A 20,594-nucleotide genomic window follows, 5' to 3' on the forward strand; every position below is an offset into this window, starting at 1 on the left:
ATTTTTTAAAGGAAAATAAAAAGCCAAAGCGATGACTTTGGCTTTTTATCAACAGGCTAATTACTTATCATCGCCGTCTACTTCTTCGAAATCAGCATCTACGACATCATCCGCGCCGCCTTGCGCTGCTTCTGGATTTTCTTGCGCTTGTTGTTGTGCTGCTTGTTCGTAAAGTTTTACTGTTAAGTTTTGAACGATTTCGTTCAATGCATCGCGTTTTTCTTTCATTTGTTCCAAGTCGTTGGCTTCAACTGCTGCCTTCAACTCTTCGCGTGCGTCTTCAGCTTTCTTCACTTCATCAGCATCTACTTTGCCTTCTAATTCCTTCAATGTTTTGTCAACAGAGAATAGTAAAGCGTCGATGTCATTACGTAGGTCAACTTCTTCTTTACGAGCTTTGTCGGCTTCCGCATTTGCTTCAGCGTCTTTCACCATACGTTCGATTTCCTCGTCAGACAAGCCTGAAGAAGATTTAATTGTAATTTTTTGTTCTTTTTGTGTTCCTAAGTCTTTAGCAGAAACATTTACGATACCGTTTTTGTCGATATCAAAGGTTACTTCAATTTGAGGAATACCACGTGGTGCTGGTGGAATATCCGTTAATTGGAAACGTCCTAATGTTTTGTTGTCGCTGGCCATTGGGCGTTCTCCTTGAAGAACGTGAATATCAACGGCTGGTTGATTGTCTGCTGCTGTTGAGAAGACTTGTGATTTACTTGTTGGGATCGTTGTGTTGCGGTCGATCAATTTAGTAAATACACTACCCATTGTTTCGATACCTAATGATAGAGGCGTTACGTCTAGTAAAACAACGTCCTTCACATCACCAGTGATTACGCCACCTTGGATCGCAGCACCCATTGCTACTACTTCGTCTGGGTTTACAGATTTATTTGGTTCTTTACCAGTTTCTTTACGAACGGCTTCAACAACTGCAGGAATACGGGTTGAACCACCCACTAAGATAACTTCGTCAATTTCAGATTGTGACAAGCCAGCATCTTTCAACGCTTGACGTACTGGAATTTTGGTACGTTCAACTAAGTCAGCTGTAATTTCATCAAATTTCGCACGAGATAGCGTTGTTTCCAAGTGCAATGGACCAGCATCGCCAGCTGTGATAAATGGTAAGCTGATTTGAGTTGAGCTTACGCCTGACAAATCTTTTTTCGCTTTTTCAGCAGCGTCTTTCAAACGTTGCATTGCCATTTTATCTAATGAAAGGTCTACGCCGTTTTCTTTTTTGAATTCAGCAACTAAATGATCGATGATCTTGTTATCAAAGTCATCCCCACCTAGCTTGTTGTCTCCAGCAGTTGATAGTACGTCGAATACGCCATCACCTAATTCAAGGATAGATACGTCAAAAGTACCGCCACCAAGGTCAAATACTAAGATTTTTTGGTCTTTGTCCGTTTTATCTAAACCGTAAGCTAAAGCTGCTGCTGTTGGTTCGTTGACAATACGTTCAACTTCCAAACCAGCGATTTTACCAGCGTCTTTAGTCGCTTGACGTTGTGAATCGTTAAAGTAAGCAGGAACTGTGATAACTGCTTTTTCAACTTTTTCTCCTAAGTAGTCTTCTGCAAACCCTTTGATGTATTGCAGAATCATAGCAGAAACTTCTTGAGGTGTGTATGATTTTCCTTCAACCTCAGTTTTGTAGCCTGCTTCGCCAATATGACGTTTGATTGAAGAAATAGTGTTTGGATTAGTTACTGCTTGACGCTTAGCAACTTCCCCTACTTGGATTTCTCCGTTTTTGAAAGAAACAACAGATGGTGTTGTACGATTTCCTTCTGGGTTGGCGATAATTTTTGCTTCGCCGCCTTCTAAAACTGCAACTGCAGAGTTAGTTGTACCTAAGTCAATACCGATAATTTTACTCATAGTTGAATGCGCTCCTTTTCGTTTTTATCTATATTATTGTGCTACGATAACCATTGCTGGCCGCAACACACGGTCGTGTAATTTGTAGCCCTTTTGCAGGACTTCCACAATTGTATCTGCCGCAACATCATCTCCGGCAGGAATCGTTTGAACCGCCTGATGAAGATTCGGATCAAAGGTTTCACCTGCGGCTTTAATTTCTTCAATGCCTTCTTCTTTTAACGCATGACGCATGCTTTCCAGAACCATTTCTACGCCCTTCTTCAGGCTGGCTCCTTGTTCATTAGACACTTCAGTTGCCATTGCCCGTTCCAAATTATCCATCGCTGGAAATAATTTTTTCGCCAAATCTTGAGAACGGTATTTTTGCAGCTGTTCTCTTTCATTGCGATTGCGGTTGGTAATATTGGCAATTTCGGCTCTTGCTCGCAAGTATTGGTCTTCAAGCTCCTCTACTTTGGCTTGTAACAGTTCTTCTTGTGTTGCTTCCACCACTTCTTCTGTCGCTTCTTCTACAGTTGTTTCTTCTGCAGCTGCTTCGACTTCGGTTTCTTGCTGTTCATTTTTTTCTTTTTCACTCAAGTTGGGGCCCACCTTTCTTCCCTCAATTTTGATTCAGATGATTCAAAAGGGAGTCAAATTTACTTCTTTTCTTCTTTGCTTTCTTCGAATGCTTCGGCAAATGCTTCAGTTTGTTCTTCTGTCATTCCGGAATCATCGACTGCGTCTTCAGAAAATTCGTTGTATTTCGTTTTTTTATTTTCAAAAGCCTTAGCGGTTGCTTCGGCTTCTTCCTCTGATACACCAGACATGTCTACTGCTTCTTTATCGATTTCTTTCACGATCCGCATCTCCTTTATTGGTCCAGATCAAGTGAACGGTAATAATCCGCCAGCTTGTCTCCCAACTCCCTGCGAAATACATCGATCAAACTGAACATCCGGGAATAAGGCATGCTTGCTGGTCCCAACAATCCGATTATACCCTTTCCATGTCCTTCGATCTCGTAACTTGCTTGGATCAAACTCATGTTTTCAAAAAGCTCATTGCCAAGCTCTGAGCCGATCTGGATATGAATCGGCGAGGTAAAAGGCAGCAGCAGCTGTGTCAGCTCGCTAGGGTCCTGCATAAAGGAATACATCATCTTAAATTGATGAACATCCGGGTTATGATTGTAATTTAAAATATTCATTCCGCCGCTGACAAAGACCTTTTCTTCAAAGGCTTCGTTCAAAATGACATCAAACAAATGAGAGATGCCGTCGGTGGTTTGAAAATACCGATGCAGGATCATAGGAATTTCCGTGCGCAGCTTCTGATACACCGTCAAAAGCGGCTCCCCAACTAAACGATCATTGATAATCGCCACCATTTTTTCCAAATCGCTGCTGGCAACATTGTCAGGAATGCGAAACACTTGGCTTTCCACATTGCCGCGATCCGTTACAATAATGGCCAAAATCTGCTTATCGTTTAAGGGAACAATCCGAAAGCCCGTCAACTTGCGGTCCTTCATTTCTGGTCCTAATGAAAAGGCCGTATAGCTGGTCACCTGTGAAAGAATATCTGCCGACTGCTGAATAATATCATCAATCTCGTAAATATCCTTCTTTAAAGAAGCACGGATTTGATCCACCTCTTGCTTCGTGACCTTCGCTGGAGTCAATAAGTAGTCCACGTAATAGCGGTAGCCTTTCATCGATGGGATACGACCCGAAGAAGAATGCGTTTTTTCCAACAAACCATATTCTTCCAATGCCTTCATGTCGTTGCGAATGGTCGCTGAACTGGCATTGACGCCTTCTTCCATCAATTTTTTAGAACCAACCGGTTGTCCGTTGGTGGTAAAATGCTGGATGATCAAACTAAGAATTAAATTTTGTCGTTCTGTTAACATTTTCTTCACCCTCTGGTTAGCACTCTTTCTTGATAAGTGCTAACTCGATTACTAATATATCACACTGGCACTAGAAGTCAAGTGATAATACACAAAAATTAGCACTCTCATGTCGAGAGTGCTAACTCATTTCTTCAATTAAAAATTGTTCAAAAACATCATTTCCGCGAAATAGTCCTTTTTGCGTTAATACCAAGGCTTCTGGCGTTTCTACTACTAACTCTTCAGCAACTAATTGATCGATTTTTTCTTGATAAATATCCCCTAGCGAACAATTAAATTTTTGGTAAAATTTTTGTTTTTCTACTCCTGAAAGCTTCCGCAGACCTAAAAACATTTCCTCTTCAATTTGCGCTTTGCGCGTGAGTATTTCTTCTTCAATCACCGGCAGCTGCTGCTCTTTTAAGGGCTTTAAATAATGCTGAATCGGTCCATGGTTTTTGTAGCGTAAATTTCCTAAGTAGCCACTGGCACCTGCTCCGATTCCATAATAATTTTCATTGTTCCAGTAAACGAGGTTGTGCTGACTTTCAAAACCTGGTGCTGCAAAATTGCTGACTTCGTATTGCTGACGGCCAGCTTTCGTCATGGCTTCAATCGTTTCGAGAAACATCTGGGCCTCCAGCTCCTGATCTGGCAGCTGAAGCTTGCCCCGCCGTACCCAATTCATAAACATCGTTTTATTTTCCAGAATCAGTGAATACAACGAATAATGAGGCAAGTCCAATTCCAAGGCGCGTTTCACTGTATCTCGGAAGCTTTCTAGACTTTGTCCTGGCAACGCATAGATCAAATCAATCGAAACATTGGAAAAAGCTTTTTCTTCCAATAAAGCAATTGTTTGATACACATCCTCAGCCGTGTGCTTGCGGCCAATTTTCTTTAACAGCCGATTATCGAAGGTTTGCACCCCCATCGACAAACGATTAACACCGTAGTTTTTCATGACATCCAATTTATCGGCCGTCAAATCACCAGGGTTCGCCTCAACTGTAAATTCTCCTTCAGTAAATGGCATGATTTCCCGCAAACCACTTAACAGCCGGTCCAGCTGGGAAGCACTTAAGGAAGTCGGTGTGCCGCCCCCTACATAAAGAGTTTTACTATTAGCAGCTGGATATTGTTCCTGCAGCAGCTGCGCCTCTTTTAGCAACGCTTCAATGTACTCATCCACTGGTTGTCCTTCAATAAATACTTTATTAAAATCACAGTAATAACAGATATGCTCACAAAATGGAATGTGAATGTAGGCAGAAATATCGTCATTGTTGGTTCTATGTATATGTGTCATTTTTCAATTTCCCTCTCAAAAAAGCTATATCAATTTTAAACCTTGTATCCTATCATTCAAATCCTAAACATCCTCTTTTCGGTTAATCCATGGTTAGTGAAGCTCTTCAGAAGTGTCTATTGATAGATAATAGAAACATAAGATAGGTAATTTGATAAAAGAAGCCTTTCTCATGCTCTAAGTGATTTTAACACACTCTCTTTTTTTATTCCCCTATCTTCTCACTCGCTTATCCTTTCTCAACCTTTTAGCTATCACTCCCTTTTCCTTGCTGCTGGAAAACAGGAGCAAAACAAAAAAAGGAGAAACATTTCTCCTTTTTATAAATTCAAATAACTTATTCGCACCTAACCTGTCTGACGACTTCGACTGTTTCGTGCAGTCTTTCTGGCTTACTTCCAAAGCGTCCTAAAAGAACGCCGTCCAGATCAGCTAAATTTAACATGATTTTCGTATTTTCCGGACTGACGGTACCGCCATAAACGACTCGAATATCCTTCGCTTTTTCTCCAAACATTTCCTTCAAAGAATCCCTTATGATTGAAACGGCTCGCTTGATGTGGGGAGCACTTGCAGCCTTTGTTTTCCCGACGGCCCACGCAGGTGTGTAGGCAATAACGATTTTATCTAGCTTATCACGGTCAATCCCGTATAAAGAATTAAACACTCGTAAAAAAAGTTCACTCTTCAAATCTTTTTCATAATTGGGATTTTTTATTTCATCGAGGACATTATTTGCTTCGTTTTCTTCCATTTCACCGATACAAACAATGGGAGAAACATCGTATTGGAGAGCCAATTTTACTTTTTTATTAATTGTTTCGTCCGTTTCGTTGTATAGCTTTCTCCGCTCCCAGTGTCCCAATTCGACAAACTTCCCCTGCATTTCAACCAAAGATTGGATCGAAAATTCACCACTAAGCTCACCTTGATCAATCACTGCCATATTTTGAGCGCCGAAGTGAATCAGACTTCCTGAAAGAACTTCAGCAACTTGTTGAATTGTTCCCATTGAAGGCAGCAGGACAATTTCAACTACTTGGTTGTCTGATTCACGCTCGCGAATTTCATCTGCATATTCTTTGGCTTCGGCAGCAAGGTTTTGTCTCATAGACCAATTCATTATAACAATAGGTTTCCTTTTGTTCATTTTTAATCAACTCCATTCTACATCAAGTTGAATCGATAAGAGCTTATTGCCCTAACAGTTATACAAATACTGATACTCTTTTCTACTTCTGGTAAGCTGCCCAATCCTTTTCGAATTGTTCAATACCACTGTCCGTCAACGGATGACTCCATAATTTCGGGAAGATCGTTCCAGGAATAGTTGCAATATCTGCGCCTAGCTCTGCTACTTTTTCCACATGACCTAAACCGCGAATACTTGCTGAAATAATTTCTGTTTTAAACTTATAGTTGTCCAGAACAGTTCGTAAATTTTTAATCAATTCATAGCTGTCCGTTCCTATATCCTCTAACCGTCCTAAGAAGGGACTAATATAGGTCGCACCTGCTTTAGCAGCCATCAAACCCTGCGCAACAGAAAAGACTAATGTCACATTTGTTTTAATTCCTTCTTTAGAAATGGTATTTACCGCCTTTAAGCCCGCTTCTGTCATAGGAATTTTAACCACGATATTTTCTGCCCACTGATTTAATTCTCTCGCCTCTTTGATCATTCCCTCTGCGTCGGCAGCAGTGACTTCTGCACTTACAGGTCCTTCCACCAGCCCACAAATTTCTTTAATGACCTTCTCAAAATCCCTACCTTCTCGTGCAATAATCGTTGGGTTTGTGGTGACACCATCTACCAATCCAAGTGCATTGATGCGCTTAATTTCCTCAATGTTTGCTGTATCTAAGAAAAACTTCATTTTTATTTACTCCTATTCAATTCCTGATAAGATTCCCACCAATTTTTACTGACTAACCAGCAGAAACAATTTGCACTAATTCCCGCGCATGCTCAGTCAATACATCGTAATCGCCCGCAGCAATATGCTTTTTATTGGTTAGATAATTGCTGATTCCAGCACCCGAGAAGCCTGCGTTTAAATAATCAGCTAAATTATCAGGAGTCACCCCGGCCGTAGCAAGTAGTTTAACATGATTGATCGGACCTCTGATGTCCTTGACGTAGCCTAATCCTAATGAACCGACTGGGAATACCTTAACAAAATCTGCTCCGGCATCATGAGCCGCTAATATTTCAGTTGGTGTTAACGCACCAGGAATAGAAACTAGTCCTAATTTTTTAGTATGCTTGATTACTTCTGCGTTTGTATTAGGTGAGATAATATATTTGGCCCCTGCTTTGTATGCAGCCTCAACCTGCTCTACAGTAACTACTGTGCCTGCTCCAACACTGACCTTCCCTTCAAATGCTTGGGACAATGCATTGATTGCTTCAGGTGTTTTTGTTAGACACTCTTCATCATTTTGATCGAAGGTAACTTCTACTAGACGAACGCCTCCTCTTTCTAAGGCCGTAACTAAATTAATCAATTCATTCCCGTAGGTACCCCGGCAGATTGCTACAATTTTGTTCTCTTCGATAAACTGAATCGTTTCTTTACACATATTTTCGCCTTCCATTCTAAAAATTTATTTTTTCTCTTAGATTAATGACACTATTTTCAGCAAGCTCCATGCAATGATCCACCAGGTGATTCAATTCCATCGTTTTTCTCATACTTAAAACTTCCAATAAAATAGGTAGATTTGTCCCTACTATACATTCGATCGTATGAGTCCCTCCAAGCTCATTCATTGCCATGGCTGCCATATTCGTCGGGCTTCCCCCATACAAATCAGTGAGAATTAATATCCCTTCTCCTTGATCTAATCGTTTAACCGCCTCAATAATCCGCTCTTTCAAGCCCTCAACACTATCTCCGTGATTTAACCCAACCGATTCAATCTGGTCTACTTCACCAAAAATCAGGTTGGATGTGGCAATTAACTCTTTCCCTAAATTTCCATGAGTCGCTACTAAAACACCTATCATCTTATTTCCTCCTAAAACAATCCAATCAATACACCAACAATAGCAATTAGAATTAAAATAACTAACACCTTACTTGAGCTGACTTTTTTGTTAAGCAAGTGTAACGTTAGGAAAATTAATCCCAAAGGCAAAATATTCAAAACAATTTTGTCCAAGATTTCTTGGATAACCAGATCATTTTCGCCAAAAGTGAATTTTAACGCGGTAGTCAATTTGACTGTATTGGCAGCTAAACCGCCAATGGTGATAGCTCCTACTGCCGTTGCAGCGGTCATTAATTTTTCTAATTTCCCACTGGCAAAGATATCATTAATTCCTTCTTTCCCTTTTTTATACGCCCCCCGGAACAAACCATAAGAAATTCCATGATTAATACCCAAAGTGGCTACCATATAAAAGACAGGTCCTAAAAAGTTACCAGTGACACCCATCGCAATCGCAATTGAACCAATTATCGGAATCAATGTTCCTTGTCTTAACGTATCTCCAATTCCAGCTAACGGTCCCATCAACCCCGTTTTCACTCCACTGATATCTTCATTAGATATCGGTAAGCCGTTCGCCCGTTCTTCTTCCATTGATAGAGTAATCCCAACAATAATCGGACCAATCAGCCAGGCTTCACAATTAAAAAATTCCATATGGCGCTTAATCGCTTCTCGTTTCTCTTCCTCATTATCTCCATAAAATTTCTGGATAGGACCGGACATAGCAGATAAGAAGCCCGGTGCTTGCAGCCGTTCAAAACTATAAATCGCCTGACACATTGAACACCAAGTCCAATAGGTTCTATTCAAATCCGCCTTCGTTAAGGTTTTAGTCGTTTCGTTTTTAGTCAATGCTTCTTCCATCCTTTAGCCCTCCTGACTTTCTGGGAATTTAAGATCTGTATAAAAATATGCTAATATTGCAGCTAAAATTGCTAGTAAAATAATGGGGATTCCCGAATAACTAATGGTAAAAAATCCTAATAAGAAAAAGGGGATAATTCCCTTGCGATTACTGATAATCCGTACCGTTAACGCAATTCCTAATGCTGGTAAAATCCCACCAATAGTCGTCAATATTTCCAATGGCGTTCCAGCAAGTATATCCAGAATTGATTTAACAGCATCTCCTCCAAAATAAACAATAACAAAAACCGGAATAGCTGATAGAGCGAGGGTTAATAATTGGCCAGGAACTAGCTGAATAAACCACATCTTTTTCAGATTTCCTTCTTCAGCCTCTTTATCCAACCAATGAACGAAAAAGGAATTAATAGTCATTCTGAAATTCCAGATTAAGGTTCCTACAAGACCAAAAGGTACTGCCAAGGTCAAGGCCACTCCAGGATCTGAAGCAGTAATCAATGTTAAAGCAGTTCCAACTACCCCAGCGATTCCAGGCTCACTGGCAATGGCTCCACCAGTCACAATAAAACCTAAAAACAATGTGTTGATAGTCGCTCCAACGATCAATCCCTGAACCGGATCTCCAAGTATGATCCCCACAACCGTCCCTGAGACAATAGGTTGTCTCAGGGAAACTGAACCTAGTCCAGCCAACCATGGCGGCGAGGCAACTGTTAAGTAATAAAGAATTCCTAATAGAATCGCCTGAAAGATACTGATTTGCATGTTTATTCCCCCTATTTAAGCACTTCTTGCAACTTCATCGGTGTATCTTCAGATAACACCTGAATAAAGACATCCATTCCATTTTGGGCCAATGCTTTTAACGATTGCCTTTCTTCCTCGTTAGCTGAGATATTACGATAAAGAACTTCTCGACCAGCCTTTGCTCCCATGCCGCCAACACAAACACTTGGAATCTTCACGCCTTTATTAGTAAGCTTTTCTAATTCCATCGGTGTCTTGACTAAAAGAAAAACTTTTCCGTTAGCACCTTCTGAATTCAAATAATCAGCAGCTTCGTCAGTAGATAAAACTTTCAAGCCGATTTTAGCTGGCATCGACCCCTTCATAATCATCGTCATAAATGAATCCTTTGCTGTTTTGTCATCAGAGATTACCACCTCTGAAGCTTTAGACAGCTGCAGCCAAGCTGTCATAACCTGTCCATGGATTAGTCGGTCATCAATTCTAGTAAATACAATCTCTTTCATAATTATCCTCCTTGATTTTTCAAATAGTTAACAACGTTTTTTGCCGAAATATAAGACATCTTGTTACTAGCTTCTACTGTTACAGCCGCATTATGAGGGGTCACTGTGACGTTATCCATCGTATAATAATCGGCATCTATATCCTCAACTGACAACTGAGCATCTACTCCATAGCCGAAAAGTTTTCCGGCATTTAAAGCTTCTTTGATGGCCTTATCATCAACTAATTGTAAACGAGCTGTATTGATTAACACAGCATTATTTTTCATCTGTTTAATACTCTCCTGGTTGATTAAAGGCTGAGAAGACGGATCGGCCGGAATGTGCAGGGTGATCACTTCAGCTTCTTTCAAAATTTCTTCGATTGAAGCTTTTTTGATATCGTATTGAGTGCAAAAGTCTTCATCATAGAAAAGATCAAAAGCAAGAATTTCACAATTAAATCCCTTCACTCGTTTCGCCACTTCTTTTCCAATTGCACCGAGTCCAATAATCCCAACTTTTTTATTACATAGATCAATGCCTTCCTTCTTTTTCCACCCTTCCGTTCTTAGCATGCGATCGGCGTAACTGATGCCACGACAGACATCTAACATTAAGGCGACTGTATAATCTGCTACAGCTTCGTTATTGCTATTTTTCGTAACAGTTAAGCCAATGTCGTTTTTTTCTAAATATGAAGTATCGATATTATCAATGCCGACACCATAACGTGAAACCAATTTTAATTTTTGGGCTTTTTCTAAAACTGCTTCATCTAAAATTTCCGTTCCTAAAATTACGGCATCTGCATCTGCAATTTCCCCAATAAATTCCTCCCGATTCATAATTCTTTTGTACTTATTTAAAACGACTTCAAAACCATTTTCCTCCAATAATTCTTTTGCCTGATTACTGAATCTCCCAAAACTATTGGAAGTAACTAAAACTTTCATGCGAACCCTCCTAAAGCGTTTCCATTTGATAGTGAGAATATATCATGGATATTTTTTACTACAAAATTTGTGTCTTTTTATACACTTGTGAAATCAGTGTAATGTAATAGGATCTTGTTTTAGCGGTAAAATACTCCACATCAAAAACACCAATATATCCTACTGTGTAAAAACCGTGTATCAAGAAAGGAAAAACAAAATAAATATATACACGTTTAGCGCTTTCATGTTAATATAAAAATCATTAGAGGACAGATATTTGCACAATTTTGTGAGGTGATTTTTTGAGATTAAGTCGAGAAGAAGAAATTTTGCTTGAAGTAGATCGTTCTACTAAAGAGGCAATTTTGAAGGATAGGTATGAAGAATTCGGACGGGATGCCTTGAGTTTGAGTGTTGATTTAGCCATTGATCGCTCAAATGTCTCGCGAATATTAAACAGCTTGTGGAATAATGGTTCCCTCGCCAAAATCCAAGGCAAACCAACTTATTACTTCTCTAAACATGTAGTAGAACAATTTTTTCCTACGGTCTTTGTTCCTTCTACCTTAGAAGCAGGAATTGATTTAAAAAAATTTCTTTCTGAGCATGCCAATGAAGAAAAAAACAGTGAAGTAAGCTTATCACAAAACTATTATGGGTTCTTTTCCCCTAATGGCAGTCTGTATCATCAGGCAAAGCAACTAATTAGTCATTTTTTACCTAAGCCGCTGATCAAGCAGTTCACCATATATGGAGCAGCAAGTACGGGAAAAAGAACGTTAGTGAATTATTTATTTGACGAAGGAACAAAAGCCGGTGTTTTTACCAAACACGAGAAACCATTTTTTCTCGACGTTGAAAAATTGATTTTATCTGAAGAAGAATATGCTGATTTACTGCTAGGCTGTATTCATGAAAACTCAAAAAGGAAGGGATTGCTGACTAAACTTGAGCACGGACTATTAGTTATTGATAAGGCAGAGCGTCTACCGCCAACGATTTATCAGCTGTTAAGGCAAATTGGTGAGAGCGGGTGTTTTTATGAATTTAATCAGCCCTCTAAGGAAAGAATACTCAAAACATCGATTATCTTTCTCGTGGAGGAAGAAACAGCCAGTCCGATGACCCAATCTGTAGTATTGCCAAATTTGTGCGAAAAACCACTGGCGGAAAAAATACAATTTTGTCTCCATTTTTTGGAGAAGGCTGCCAATATAAGCAATCAATCCATTAAGGTTCATAAAGATATTTTGAGCTGTCTCGTTACTTCTGATTACCAAAATAATTTAGCGCAATTGGAACAAGAAATTCTTTCTGCTGTAAGCAGAGCTAGATTCGCTGCAAAATCTGATCATCAAATGATTGCCGAAATAACTTTCGATGAGCTTTCAGATACTGTCTTAGAACGAATCACGATTACAAATCCACTCGTTGCAGAATTAAACAGCTACTTGAATTGCTGGGAGACGGATTCGCTGTATTTTGTGCCTCAAACCCAGGACAATACCGAACTTATCAAAAAACGAATGGTGGAAGAACAACGAACGACTAGCATAATAGGAAATTCTCAAATAATTATGGATGAATGCATGACCATTTATAATCAATTTTTTGGTCTTTCTGAATCAGAGATCGCAGAAATAAAAGAAGGTCCCTTCTGGCAAATTCTTACGCAGCAATACAGCAAAAAAATTAGTGAAAAAGAAAAGAAAGGTTTAGTCGCTTTTGCCTACTATCTAGAGACTTATTTTGAAGAAAAAAAGAAGGTATACAAGCCTAAAAAATTTGTAAAAATTCCGATTGAGGCAAATCGCTTTTTTACTAAGGCAACTGAAATAAAGAAGCATTTAAAAAAGGAGTTAGGCATTATTCTTACCAATGAGGAATTTGATTTAGTCTCTTGCTATTTTATGTATTTAAGTCAGCTTTCCAAAAAGGAGCAGCTTCCCATTGTTATCTTATGTCACGGTGAAAATATTGGAATGACGTATATAAAATACATCAATACCCTTAGCTTGCCTCCAATAGAACTTCATGCGATTGACTATGTATCAGAAAATGACCGAGAATTTGGTACCTTTATCAAGGAATTCAAAACAATGATAAAATCAATCAATAACGGAAATGGCGTAATCATCGCTAGTGATATCGAGCCATTGACTAGTATTCATTCGTTGATTGAAAGCGAACTAAATATACAATGTCAAACCTTCTCCCCTGTTTCATTACCATTGTTATTAGAAATAATCAAAAAGATCCAGCTACAAAATTATTCAATAGCAGATTTTAAGCGCGAAGATAACAAAAAAGAATTGCAGGTTATGAGCCACTCATCTGATAATGAGTTGATCGAGAAGCTAGCACATTCTTTACTAGCTGACTCTTTAGTTTTTCTTGATCCAAATAAAACGGCGAACATACTTTTTAACATTCTTGGAGATTTATTAACTCAGCTTAATCTCGAAAATAGCGAAGAAATTACTGTACGTTTCGTCGTTCATTGTTCCTTCCTGCTGGAGCGGGTAATAAAACGCGAAACGATGAATTTTCCTAAACTAAGAGAGTTTATCAATACAAACAGCAGTCTTTTTCATTCGGTCGAAATACAGTTATCAAGATTAAACAATATTTTTGATATCATGATACCTTCGAACGAATATGCTTTTGTCTGCGAAATATTTAAAGATTTGTACGGAATATAAGAAAAGGGTGACTATCTATGAAAATTGTTTTAGCAAGAATTGATGATCGTTTAATCCATGGCCAAGTGGTTACACGTTGGATACAATACTCACGGGCAAAAAATGTACTGATTATTGATGATGAAGTTCCAAATAACGCTTTTTTGAAGCAGGTCATTACCTTATCTATACCTCCTAAGATTAACATTTTTATCAAAACAATTTCAGAAGCGATAGAGTTCATTCACTCCAACAAAACAAATGACAGCTTTATGCTTTTATTCAAGTATCCTGAGACTGTTTTGAAATTGATCAATTCAGGAGTTGAAATTCCTGAAATAAATTTAGGAGGCGTTGGCGCCCACGAAAGCAGGAAAAAATTTTACCGAAACATTTCTCTTTCTAAGCAAGAAATCGAAACCTTACGGACTATTTCTGAAAGAGGGTCAAACATTTTCATTAAAAGTATTCCTGAAGATAAGGATATCTCTTTTCAAACGCTCATTCAGGACAGCTAAGCAGGTTCTAATGATCAACTTAATAATAACCAATCACTTTTAGAGACTATAAAACCTCCTGCAAACTACAGGAGGTTTATCTTAGTTCTTCATGCTTTTTTGCAAATATTCACCAGTAATTGTGCCGCTAGTTAATAAATTCTCGGGTGTTCCGCAAAAAACCACCTGACCACCCTTCACACCACCGTCTGGACCAATATCAATGATCCAATCCGCCTGCTTTATAATCTCACTGTGGTGTTCAATAATAATCAGTGTGTTTCCTTTTTCGACAATCTGTTGGAACAATGCATTCAGCTTGCGGATATCCGACAGATGCAGACCTGTTGTAGGCTCATCCAATACAAAAATTGATTCCTTCTGATTAATTGCCTTGGCTAGCTTCAGCCGCTGTCGTTCACCACCAGATAAGGTAGTTAATGCCCGACCAATCGGCAAGTAAATTAACCCCACATCAACTAACGCTTGCAATTTTTCCCGCATCCGTTTGCTGCCTAACTCTTGGAAAAAGCTTTGCGCTTCATTGGGTGTCATTTCCAGCACATCTAAAATTGTCTTTCCATGATAGGAATAGCTGGCTGCTTCAGCCGAAAATCGCTTTCCTTGGCACATTTCGCATTCATTGACCACTGGATCCATAAAAACCAGCTCTACAGTCGTTTCTCCTTTGCCCTGACAGTTAGGACAGGCCCCTTTAGAATTGAAACTGAACATTCCAATATCCACTTGGTTTTCTCTGGCAAATAGCCGACGAATTTCATCGTAGATTCCCATGAAGGTTGCCGGAGTTGCTCTTGGGGTTGCATTAATCGGAGACTGATCAATAATTGACAGTTCTTCGGGAAACTGCTGAGGCAGCACCTTGGTGATTAACGTTGACTTTCCCGAACCGGCCACTCCAGTAACCACCGTCAAAATATGTTTGGGAATAGCCACTGTGACATTTTTCAAATTGTGCAGATTTGCCTGCTTAATCGTCAATTTTTCCTGCCAAGGTCGCGGCTGAGTGTTCAATGGTAAAGTCTGCAAAATCTCTTTTCCGGTTAAGCTGTCAGAGTCCAACAAGCCCTGGTAGCTTCCTCTGAAGGTTATTTCTCCTCCATTTTTTCCAGCCAGCGGACCAATGTCAATAATCTCATCAGCCACCGCAATCACGTCTGGATCATGCTCCACCACAAAAACCGTATTTTCTTTATCCCGCAAATCCTGCAGCAGCTGATTAATCCTTGAAACATCTCTAGCATGCATCCCAGTACTCGGCTCATCAAAAATATAAAACATCCCATTCAAAGCACTGCCCATATGTTTCACCAGCTTCACTCGCTGCGCCTCGCCACCAGAAAGCGTTGGTGTCTGGCGATCCAAATGCAGGTAATCCAAGCCGATATCAATCAAGCGCTGAACCTGTCGCCGCAGCTCGTCAATCACATCAGAAACTGCTGGATAATTCAGTCCTTTCAAATACTTCGACAGCTGATGCATGTCCATCTGAACGCAATCGGCAATTGAGCGATTGTTAATCGTAACGGATAACGAAACCGGGTTTAATCGCTTCCCCTGACAATCAGGACACAAGCCCTGCTGCAAAAGATCCTGTTGTTTCTTTTCATAGTGCTTCCCGTAAGCCGACAGATCCCGTTTTAGTAAAATCCGCTCGTAATTCCGCTTAATCCCTTCTAATTTAGGATTTAACGGCTCCGATTTCCCATCAGGATGTCCATACATCAGCTGGTTCCACTGTTTTTCCGGCAAATCCTGCAAAGGAACAACACTGTCAAAAAAATCTGCTTTGTTATATTGCTTCCAATACCAGCTGTTGATCGCATACTTGGTATCCAGCACAGCTCCTTCAATCCAAGCCTTCGTCGGATCAATTAATTTGTCAAAATTGATCTGATTGACAAATCCTAAACCAGAACAAGTTAGGCACATCCCCTGCGGATTATTGAAGGAAAAGTGTCCGGCAGACGGAACTTGCGGCTTGCCGACTCGCGAAAACAGCAGCCGCAGCAACGAATAGATTTCCGTGATAGTCCCAACGGTTGAACGCTGGTTGCCCCCTAAAGGTGTTTGATCAATGACAATTGCCGGATTCAAATTCTCAATTCGCGAGACCTTAGGCTTGCGATATTTAGGCATGCGATTGCGAACGAATGCCGGATAATTAGCATTCATTTGGCGCTGAGCCTCTGCAGCAATTGTATCAAAGACTAAACTGGATTTTCCCGAACCGGATACACCGGTAAAAACTACCAGCTGATTTTTGTTAATGTCTAGGCTGACATCCTTCAAATTATTATGTGAGACCTCTTTTAGAATTAATGGTTTCATGAACATCCTCCCTTTCCTCCTTAGTCTAAAGTCTGACGTAAGGGGAGAGTCAAGGCAGTCCATCAAAAAATGATTACAGTAAAAACCATTATTTTCAGCTTTCTCCATCACAAGACTGATCATCACCAATGTAAAATTTGACTGGCTGGACTTTTTCCAACAAGAAAAGCAACAAATGTAAAACCCTTTAACGATTGTCTTTATGCACCTTCCCAACTATTTCCATCTGATCCAAGTCAATGTTTTTCAAACAATTGTCAACTTCGGAGCTATTATAAAAACCGATTATCAGCTGTAAAGATCCTTTTTCTAATTAAATTGTCAAAGAGCAAATAAACCATCATTTGTTAGCATTCCTTGTCCGCCTAATGTTAGAACGCTTTCAACTTTATTTTCTTAAAAGCTGCCAACTCTAGAAAAAGTTTGCGGCGAACTAAAAATTGAGTTAGACCTTCCTGCTTTTCAGCCTAAGAGACCGATCGTATTCTCTTAAACTTCAGTTCTCAATTTTCCAATCAGCTATTCTTTTTTCCAGTACTTAGCCAATCGCTTCAGCGCCTTCTTACTTCGGCGCTTGTCTAAAGAAAGACCAGCTAGCAAATTGAATTTCGCTTTAGGCTTAGATACACCCTCCATAGAGTTTTCAGGCACTGTAGACTTGGGTTCTTCATTGATCGTCTCTGTCAATGCTGATTTTGATATGTTCTCCTCTGAGCCCTCCATCGTAAACACAATATCGGCGGTTTGAAAGCTCTCTAAAGTCGCTCCTGCTGGCAATTGTGCCGTCAGAAAAGCAATTAATTCCTCTTCAGATAAGGCTGAAGAATCGAAATCTTGTGGCACGATAATTTCTAATTGTTGTGCTTCTTGTGTTGCTAACAAAGGGTTTGTTGGTTTTACTGGTGCCAGTTGACTCACTTGAGCAGGATGCTGGAAAGCATTCTGTAAAAGAGCATGTTCAACTGGAGACGCTTGGACAGGCGCTGTTTGCACTTGGATAGATTCAGATGACCTATCTACTTCTGGTGCAGCTGTCGCAAGGTCCTCTTTGCGTAGGTCAAAGATGGGTGTTTCGATGGTTTCGACGAATTTAGCACTGACTAGTTTTTTAAATAGCCCTACTTCGCCTTTTTCAAATAAATTCAAGCTTACTAATTTTTCTAATCCAGCTCGAATTTCTTCTGCGGATTTATTTCGGTCAGGATCTTTCATGCTAAAACGGTGTAAACCGCCTTCACTGTTTTCAAAGGTTGCGGATAAACTTAACATTCTTTCATTCCTTTCTTTTGGTAGATATCTATGATTAATTGGTTACGGTTTTACTATAGTCTTCAAGGTACTGAAAAAGCTTTTGGCCGAAGCTTAGCTAGTTGACTTCCCAGCTTTTCGATCTTTTCTGCTACAAACATCGTGAAGGCAAACAAGCGAGAGGTTAAGAGCTTCCACTCATCAGAAGCAAAATACTCTTTAAACAGATAATAATAGCGACGTAATGCACGAGTTGATTTCGTTTCCAAGAAAATGTGGCGAACCAATCCGCCCAACATGTAGCTGAAATCAGCACTGCTTAGTTCATCTCTAATCTGAAGCGCTATCAAATAGCTGATTGTGGTCTTGGAATCTCGCGTTTCATCGTAATAATTGCTTATGCGTTTTTCTAGCGTCGTGCGCTGTAATTGAAACAGCTGATGATAATTCAGTGTATTTGAGGTCATATTTGCGACCCTCCTCTTTTCAAATATTTTTTTCTGTCGACGTTTTTAGGCTAAAATATTTCAATTAATTTGTCAATAGGTAAAATTTATATTTTTTCTTATATTAACCAAAAACCGCAGCTTATAAGCCTTTCTATAAAGAATATTTTTTACTATTTTCTCCGCGCAAAATAAAAACAAATAAGACCATCTGACCAATTTGGCCTGATGATCTTATCTTCTATGCAAAATAGTTTCTAGTTGCCGCTTCATCCTGATCCAGCTGAGCAATCAGCTCTTCGGCGGAATTAAACTTCACTTGCCCTCGAATAAAATGCAGCCAGCGTACCCTGACTTCTTCTCCATAAATGTCTTGATTGAAATCCAAAATATTCAGCTCCACTGTCTTCTTACGATGAGGGCCAAAGGTGTCATTATGGCCGATCGACCCCATCGCTGGATACCAATGACCGCCTACCAAAATTTCGTTGACATACACGCCAACCTTCGGCAAAACCATTTGCTCGTCCGATTGAATATTGGCAGTTGGGTAGCCCAGTTCACGCCCGCGTGCATCACCATGAATAACTGTTCCGCTAGTTTCATAAACGTAACCTAATAAACGGTTGGCTTCCTCTAAATTCCCTTCAGTCAATAAATTGCGAATCCGAGAAGAGCTGATTTTTTCATCATGATCCACCTGTTTAGGGACAGTAACCACTTCAAAACGCCCCTTGGCATATTCAGGCAGGTGAGCAACATCTGCTTCTGCACCCTTGCCATAGGTATAATCAAAGCCAGATACCGCTACCTTGGCATGCAGTCCCACGATATATTGGTCAACAAAGTCTTGCGGAGGCTGAGCCGCAAAAGCGGAAGTAAAAGCTACCTCATACAAAATATCCACCTGTAATTTTGCCATTAATTCTTCCTTTTGGGTTAAATTAGACAAATAATTTACCGGATTGCGGTCGACTTTTTGAAATACTACCGCTGGATGCTGATTAAAGGTCATTACTGCCAGCTTCAAATTTTTTTCTTTTGCAATTTTTCGCCCAGTTTCGATCACTTCCTGATGTCCGCGATGCACACCGTCGAAGAAACCCAAAACCAGTACCACATCATCAGCCGGAATTTCCGCTGGCTGATACGGATGGCGCAATTTAATTATTTCCATCATTTTCTCCTTCGTTCTTAATTCAATCTAAAGCAACGAATTCTATTCGTTACGAATCACCTTACTTGGTTTCAGCCAGCCAGCACGCTGTGGGTGTTCGGCATACAAACTAACTAATTTTCCTTGGTAAAAGAGAGCAATCAACTGCGCTGGAATTGTTGCTAATCCTAGTACATTTGCCGGCAAAAGCTGTCCGTTTTTTACCTTTTGCCATAACTCATCTGATAAATCAATTCGTGGAAAATCCCTTACAGCTGTCTCAATTGGCTGTAAAATATCACTCATTCGCTCTTCCTCCATCAACTGCTGAACCTGAGCCAAGGTAGCTGCCTGACCAGCTGTGAAGCCGCCACTGGCTAAGCGGGTTAAATCAGACATATGAGCTGGATAACCTAAAGCATCACCTAGATCAACCGCCAGGGTACGAACGTACGTTCCTTTTCCGCAAGAAACTTCAAACCGCCACGTTTGCGTTCCAGCAGCTTCATCAAAAATCGGCTCACTCACTCGTTTGAAGGCATGAATTTCTGCCTGACGCTGAGGTCTTTCCACTTCTTCACCTGCTCGGGCATACTCATACAATCGTTTGCCGTTAACTTTTACAGCTGAATACATGGGGGGAATTTGCGTGATCGTCCCTTCAAAAGTCTTCATAGCAGCATCGATTTCTTCAGCTGACAAAGGCATTTCCACTGGTTTTCGGTCAATTACTTCCCCGCTGGCATCTTCTGTTGTAGTAGAATAGCCTAACATAATCTCACCAGCATAAATTTTACCGCTGTCCTGCAAATATTCAATTACCTTAGTCCCTTTCCCTACACAAATCGGTAAAACACCGTCCACGTCAGGATCAAGGGTCCCACCGTGACCGATTTTTTTCATTTTTAAAATTTTCCGTAGTTTAAAGACACAATCGTGACTTGTCATTCCCCGTTCTTTCCACAAAGGCAAGATACCGTCCATTATATCGCTCCATTTTCCTTAAATTTCAACGTTGCCATTATACCATAGCTAAATACAGAAAAGATAAAGAAAAAATTCTACAAAAAAATCCTCGTTCATTTTTAACAAATAAACGAGG

General features: G+C 40.0%; 20 protein-coding genes. 2 read left to right on the plus strand and 18 right to left on the minus strand.

Translation table 11 applies throughout. The annotated features are described in order from the left end of the window. Positions 1–60 precede the first annotated feature (60 nt). The 13 genes from dnaK to I588_RS14175 form a co-directional block, all read right to left on the minus strand. Positions 61–1,890 carry a molecular chaperone DnaK gene (gene dnaK, locus I588_RS14115; protein WP_010759426.1) on the minus strand — a complete coding sequence of 610 codons (1,830 nt, stop codon included), beginning with the start codon at positions 1,888–1,890 and terminating at the stop codon, positions 61–63. A gap of 33 nt (positions 1,891–1,923) precedes the next feature. Further along, positions 1,924–2,472 (minus strand): nucleotide exchange factor GrpE, encoded by a 549-nt coding sequence (grpE, locus tag I588_RS14120; RefSeq protein WP_034694381.1) that lies wholly within the window; start codon positions 2,470–2,472, stop codon positions 1,924–1,926. Between the two features lie 59 nt (positions 2,473–2,531). Continuing rightward, on the minus strand, positions 2,532–2,732 hold the full coding sequence (locus I588_RS14125) for a hypothetical protein (RefSeq protein WP_010759428.1): 201 nt from the start codon (positions 2,730–2,732) through the stop codon (positions 2,532–2,534). A gap of 14 nt (positions 2,733–2,746) precedes the next feature. Next, complete coding sequence (gene hrcA, locus I588_RS14130) at positions 2,747–3,787, minus strand: heat-inducible transcriptional repressor HrcA (protein ID WP_010759429.1); 1,041 nt, start codon at positions 3,785–3,787, stop codon at positions 2,747–2,749. Positions 3,788–3,908: 121 nt separating this feature from the next. Next, a complete protein-coding gene (hemW, locus tag I588_RS14135; protein WP_010759430.1) occupies positions 3,909–5,078 on the minus strand; it encodes a radical SAM family heme chaperone HemW in 1,170 nt (389 codons plus the stop codon). Positions 5,079–5,415: 337 nt separating this feature from the next. After that, entirely contained in the window at positions 5,416–6,228 is an 813-nt protein-coding gene (locus tag I588_RS14140; RefSeq protein ID WP_010759431.1) for a triose-phosphate isomerase, read from the minus strand. Positions 6,229–6,310: 82 nt separating this feature from the next. Then, a complete protein-coding gene (fsa, locus tag I588_RS14145) occupies positions 6,311–6,955 on the minus strand; it encodes a fructose-6-phosphate aldolase (protein ID WP_010759432.1) in 645 nt (214 codons plus the stop codon). A 52-nt stretch (positions 6,956–7,007) separates the two neighbouring features. After that, positions 7,008–7,661 (minus strand): bifunctional 4-hydroxy-2-oxoglutarate aldolase/2-dehydro-3-deoxy-phosphogluconate aldolase, encoded by a 654-nt coding sequence (locus tag I588_RS14150; protein ID WP_010759433.1) that lies wholly within the window; start codon positions 7,659–7,661, stop codon positions 7,008–7,010. A gap of 16 nt (positions 7,662–7,677) precedes the next feature. Further along, the gene (locus tag I588_RS14155; protein WP_010759434.1) at positions 7,678–8,088 is read right to left on the minus strand and encodes a PTS sugar transporter subunit IIA; all 411 of its coding nucleotides are present in this window, start codon (positions 8,086–8,088) and stop codon (positions 7,678–7,680) included. 11 nt (positions 8,089–8,099) lie between these two features. Continuing rightward, entirely contained in the window at positions 8,100–8,939 is an 840-nt protein-coding gene (locus I588_RS14160; RefSeq protein ID WP_010759435.1) for a PTS system mannose/fructose/sorbose family transporter subunit IID, read from the minus strand. 3 nt (positions 8,940–8,942) lie between these two features. Beyond that, positions 8,943–9,707, minus strand: a complete 765-nt coding sequence (locus I588_RS14165; protein WP_010759436.1) for a PTS mannose/fructose/sorbose/N-acetylgalactosamine transporter subunit IIC — start codon at positions 9,705–9,707, stop codon at positions 8,943–8,945. An 11-nt stretch (positions 9,708–9,718) separates the two neighbouring features. Continuing rightward, positions 9,719–10,195: a PTS sugar transporter subunit IIB gene (locus I588_RS14170; protein WP_010759437.1), complete on the minus strand. Its 477-nt coding sequence runs from the start codon at positions 10,193–10,195 to the stop codon at positions 9,719–9,721. 2 nt (positions 10,196–10,197) lie between these two features. Continuing rightward, a complete protein-coding gene (locus tag I588_RS14175; protein WP_010759438.1) occupies positions 10,198–11,130 on the minus strand; it encodes a phosphoglycerate dehydrogenase in 933 nt (310 codons plus the stop codon). Between the two features lie 284 nt (positions 11,131–11,414). Here I588_RS14175 and I588_RS14180 point away from each other — a divergent pair, with 284 nt between their 5' ends. Beyond that, positions 11,415–13,814 (plus strand): PRD domain-containing protein, encoded by a 2,400-nt coding sequence (locus tag I588_RS14180; RefSeq protein WP_010759439.1) that lies wholly within the window; start codon positions 11,415–11,417, stop codon positions 13,812–13,814. Positions 13,815–13,831: 17 nt separating this feature from the next. Further along, a complete protein-coding gene (locus I588_RS14185; protein ID WP_010759440.1) occupies positions 13,832–14,311 on the plus strand; it encodes a PTS sugar transporter subunit IIB in 480 nt (159 codons plus the stop codon). Between the two features lie 81 nt (positions 14,312–14,392). On the opposite strand, the gene I588_RS14190 is transcribed toward I588_RS14185, so the two are convergent. From I588_RS14190 to truB, 5 genes are all read right to left on the minus strand, one after another. Beyond that, complete coding sequence (locus tag I588_RS14190) at positions 14,393–16,642, minus strand: ATP-binding cassette domain-containing protein (protein WP_034694571.1); 2,250 nt, start codon at positions 16,640–16,642, stop codon at positions 14,393–14,395. 519 nt (positions 16,643–17,161) lie between these two features. Then, positions 17,162–17,911, minus strand: coding sequence for a DUF2922 domain-containing protein (locus tag I588_RS26465; protein WP_010759442.1), 750 nt, complete (start codon positions 17,909–17,911; stop codon positions 17,162–17,164). Between the two features lie 62 nt (positions 17,912–17,973). Continuing rightward, complete coding sequence (locus tag I588_RS14200; protein WP_010759443.1) at positions 17,974–18,357, minus strand: hypothetical protein; 384 nt, start codon at positions 18,355–18,357, stop codon at positions 17,974–17,976. Positions 18,358–18,577: 220 nt separating this feature from the next. Further along, positions 18,578–19,513, minus strand: coding sequence for a riboflavin biosynthesis protein RibF (gene ribF / locus I588_RS14205; protein ID WP_010759444.1), 936 nt, complete (start codon positions 19,511–19,513; stop codon positions 18,578–18,580). 42 nt (positions 19,514–19,555) lie between these two features. After that, positions 19,556–20,476: a tRNA pseudouridine(55) synthase TruB gene (gene truB / locus I588_RS14210; RefSeq protein WP_010759445.1), complete on the minus strand. Its 921-nt coding sequence runs from the start codon at positions 20,474–20,476 to the stop codon at positions 19,556–19,558. Positions 20,477–20,594 lie beyond the last annotated feature (118 nt).

The organism is Enterococcus pallens ATCC BAA-351 (assembly GCF_000407485.1).
Lineage (GTDB): Bacteria > Bacillota > Bacilli > Lactobacillales > Enterococcaceae > Enterococcus_A > Enterococcus_A pallens.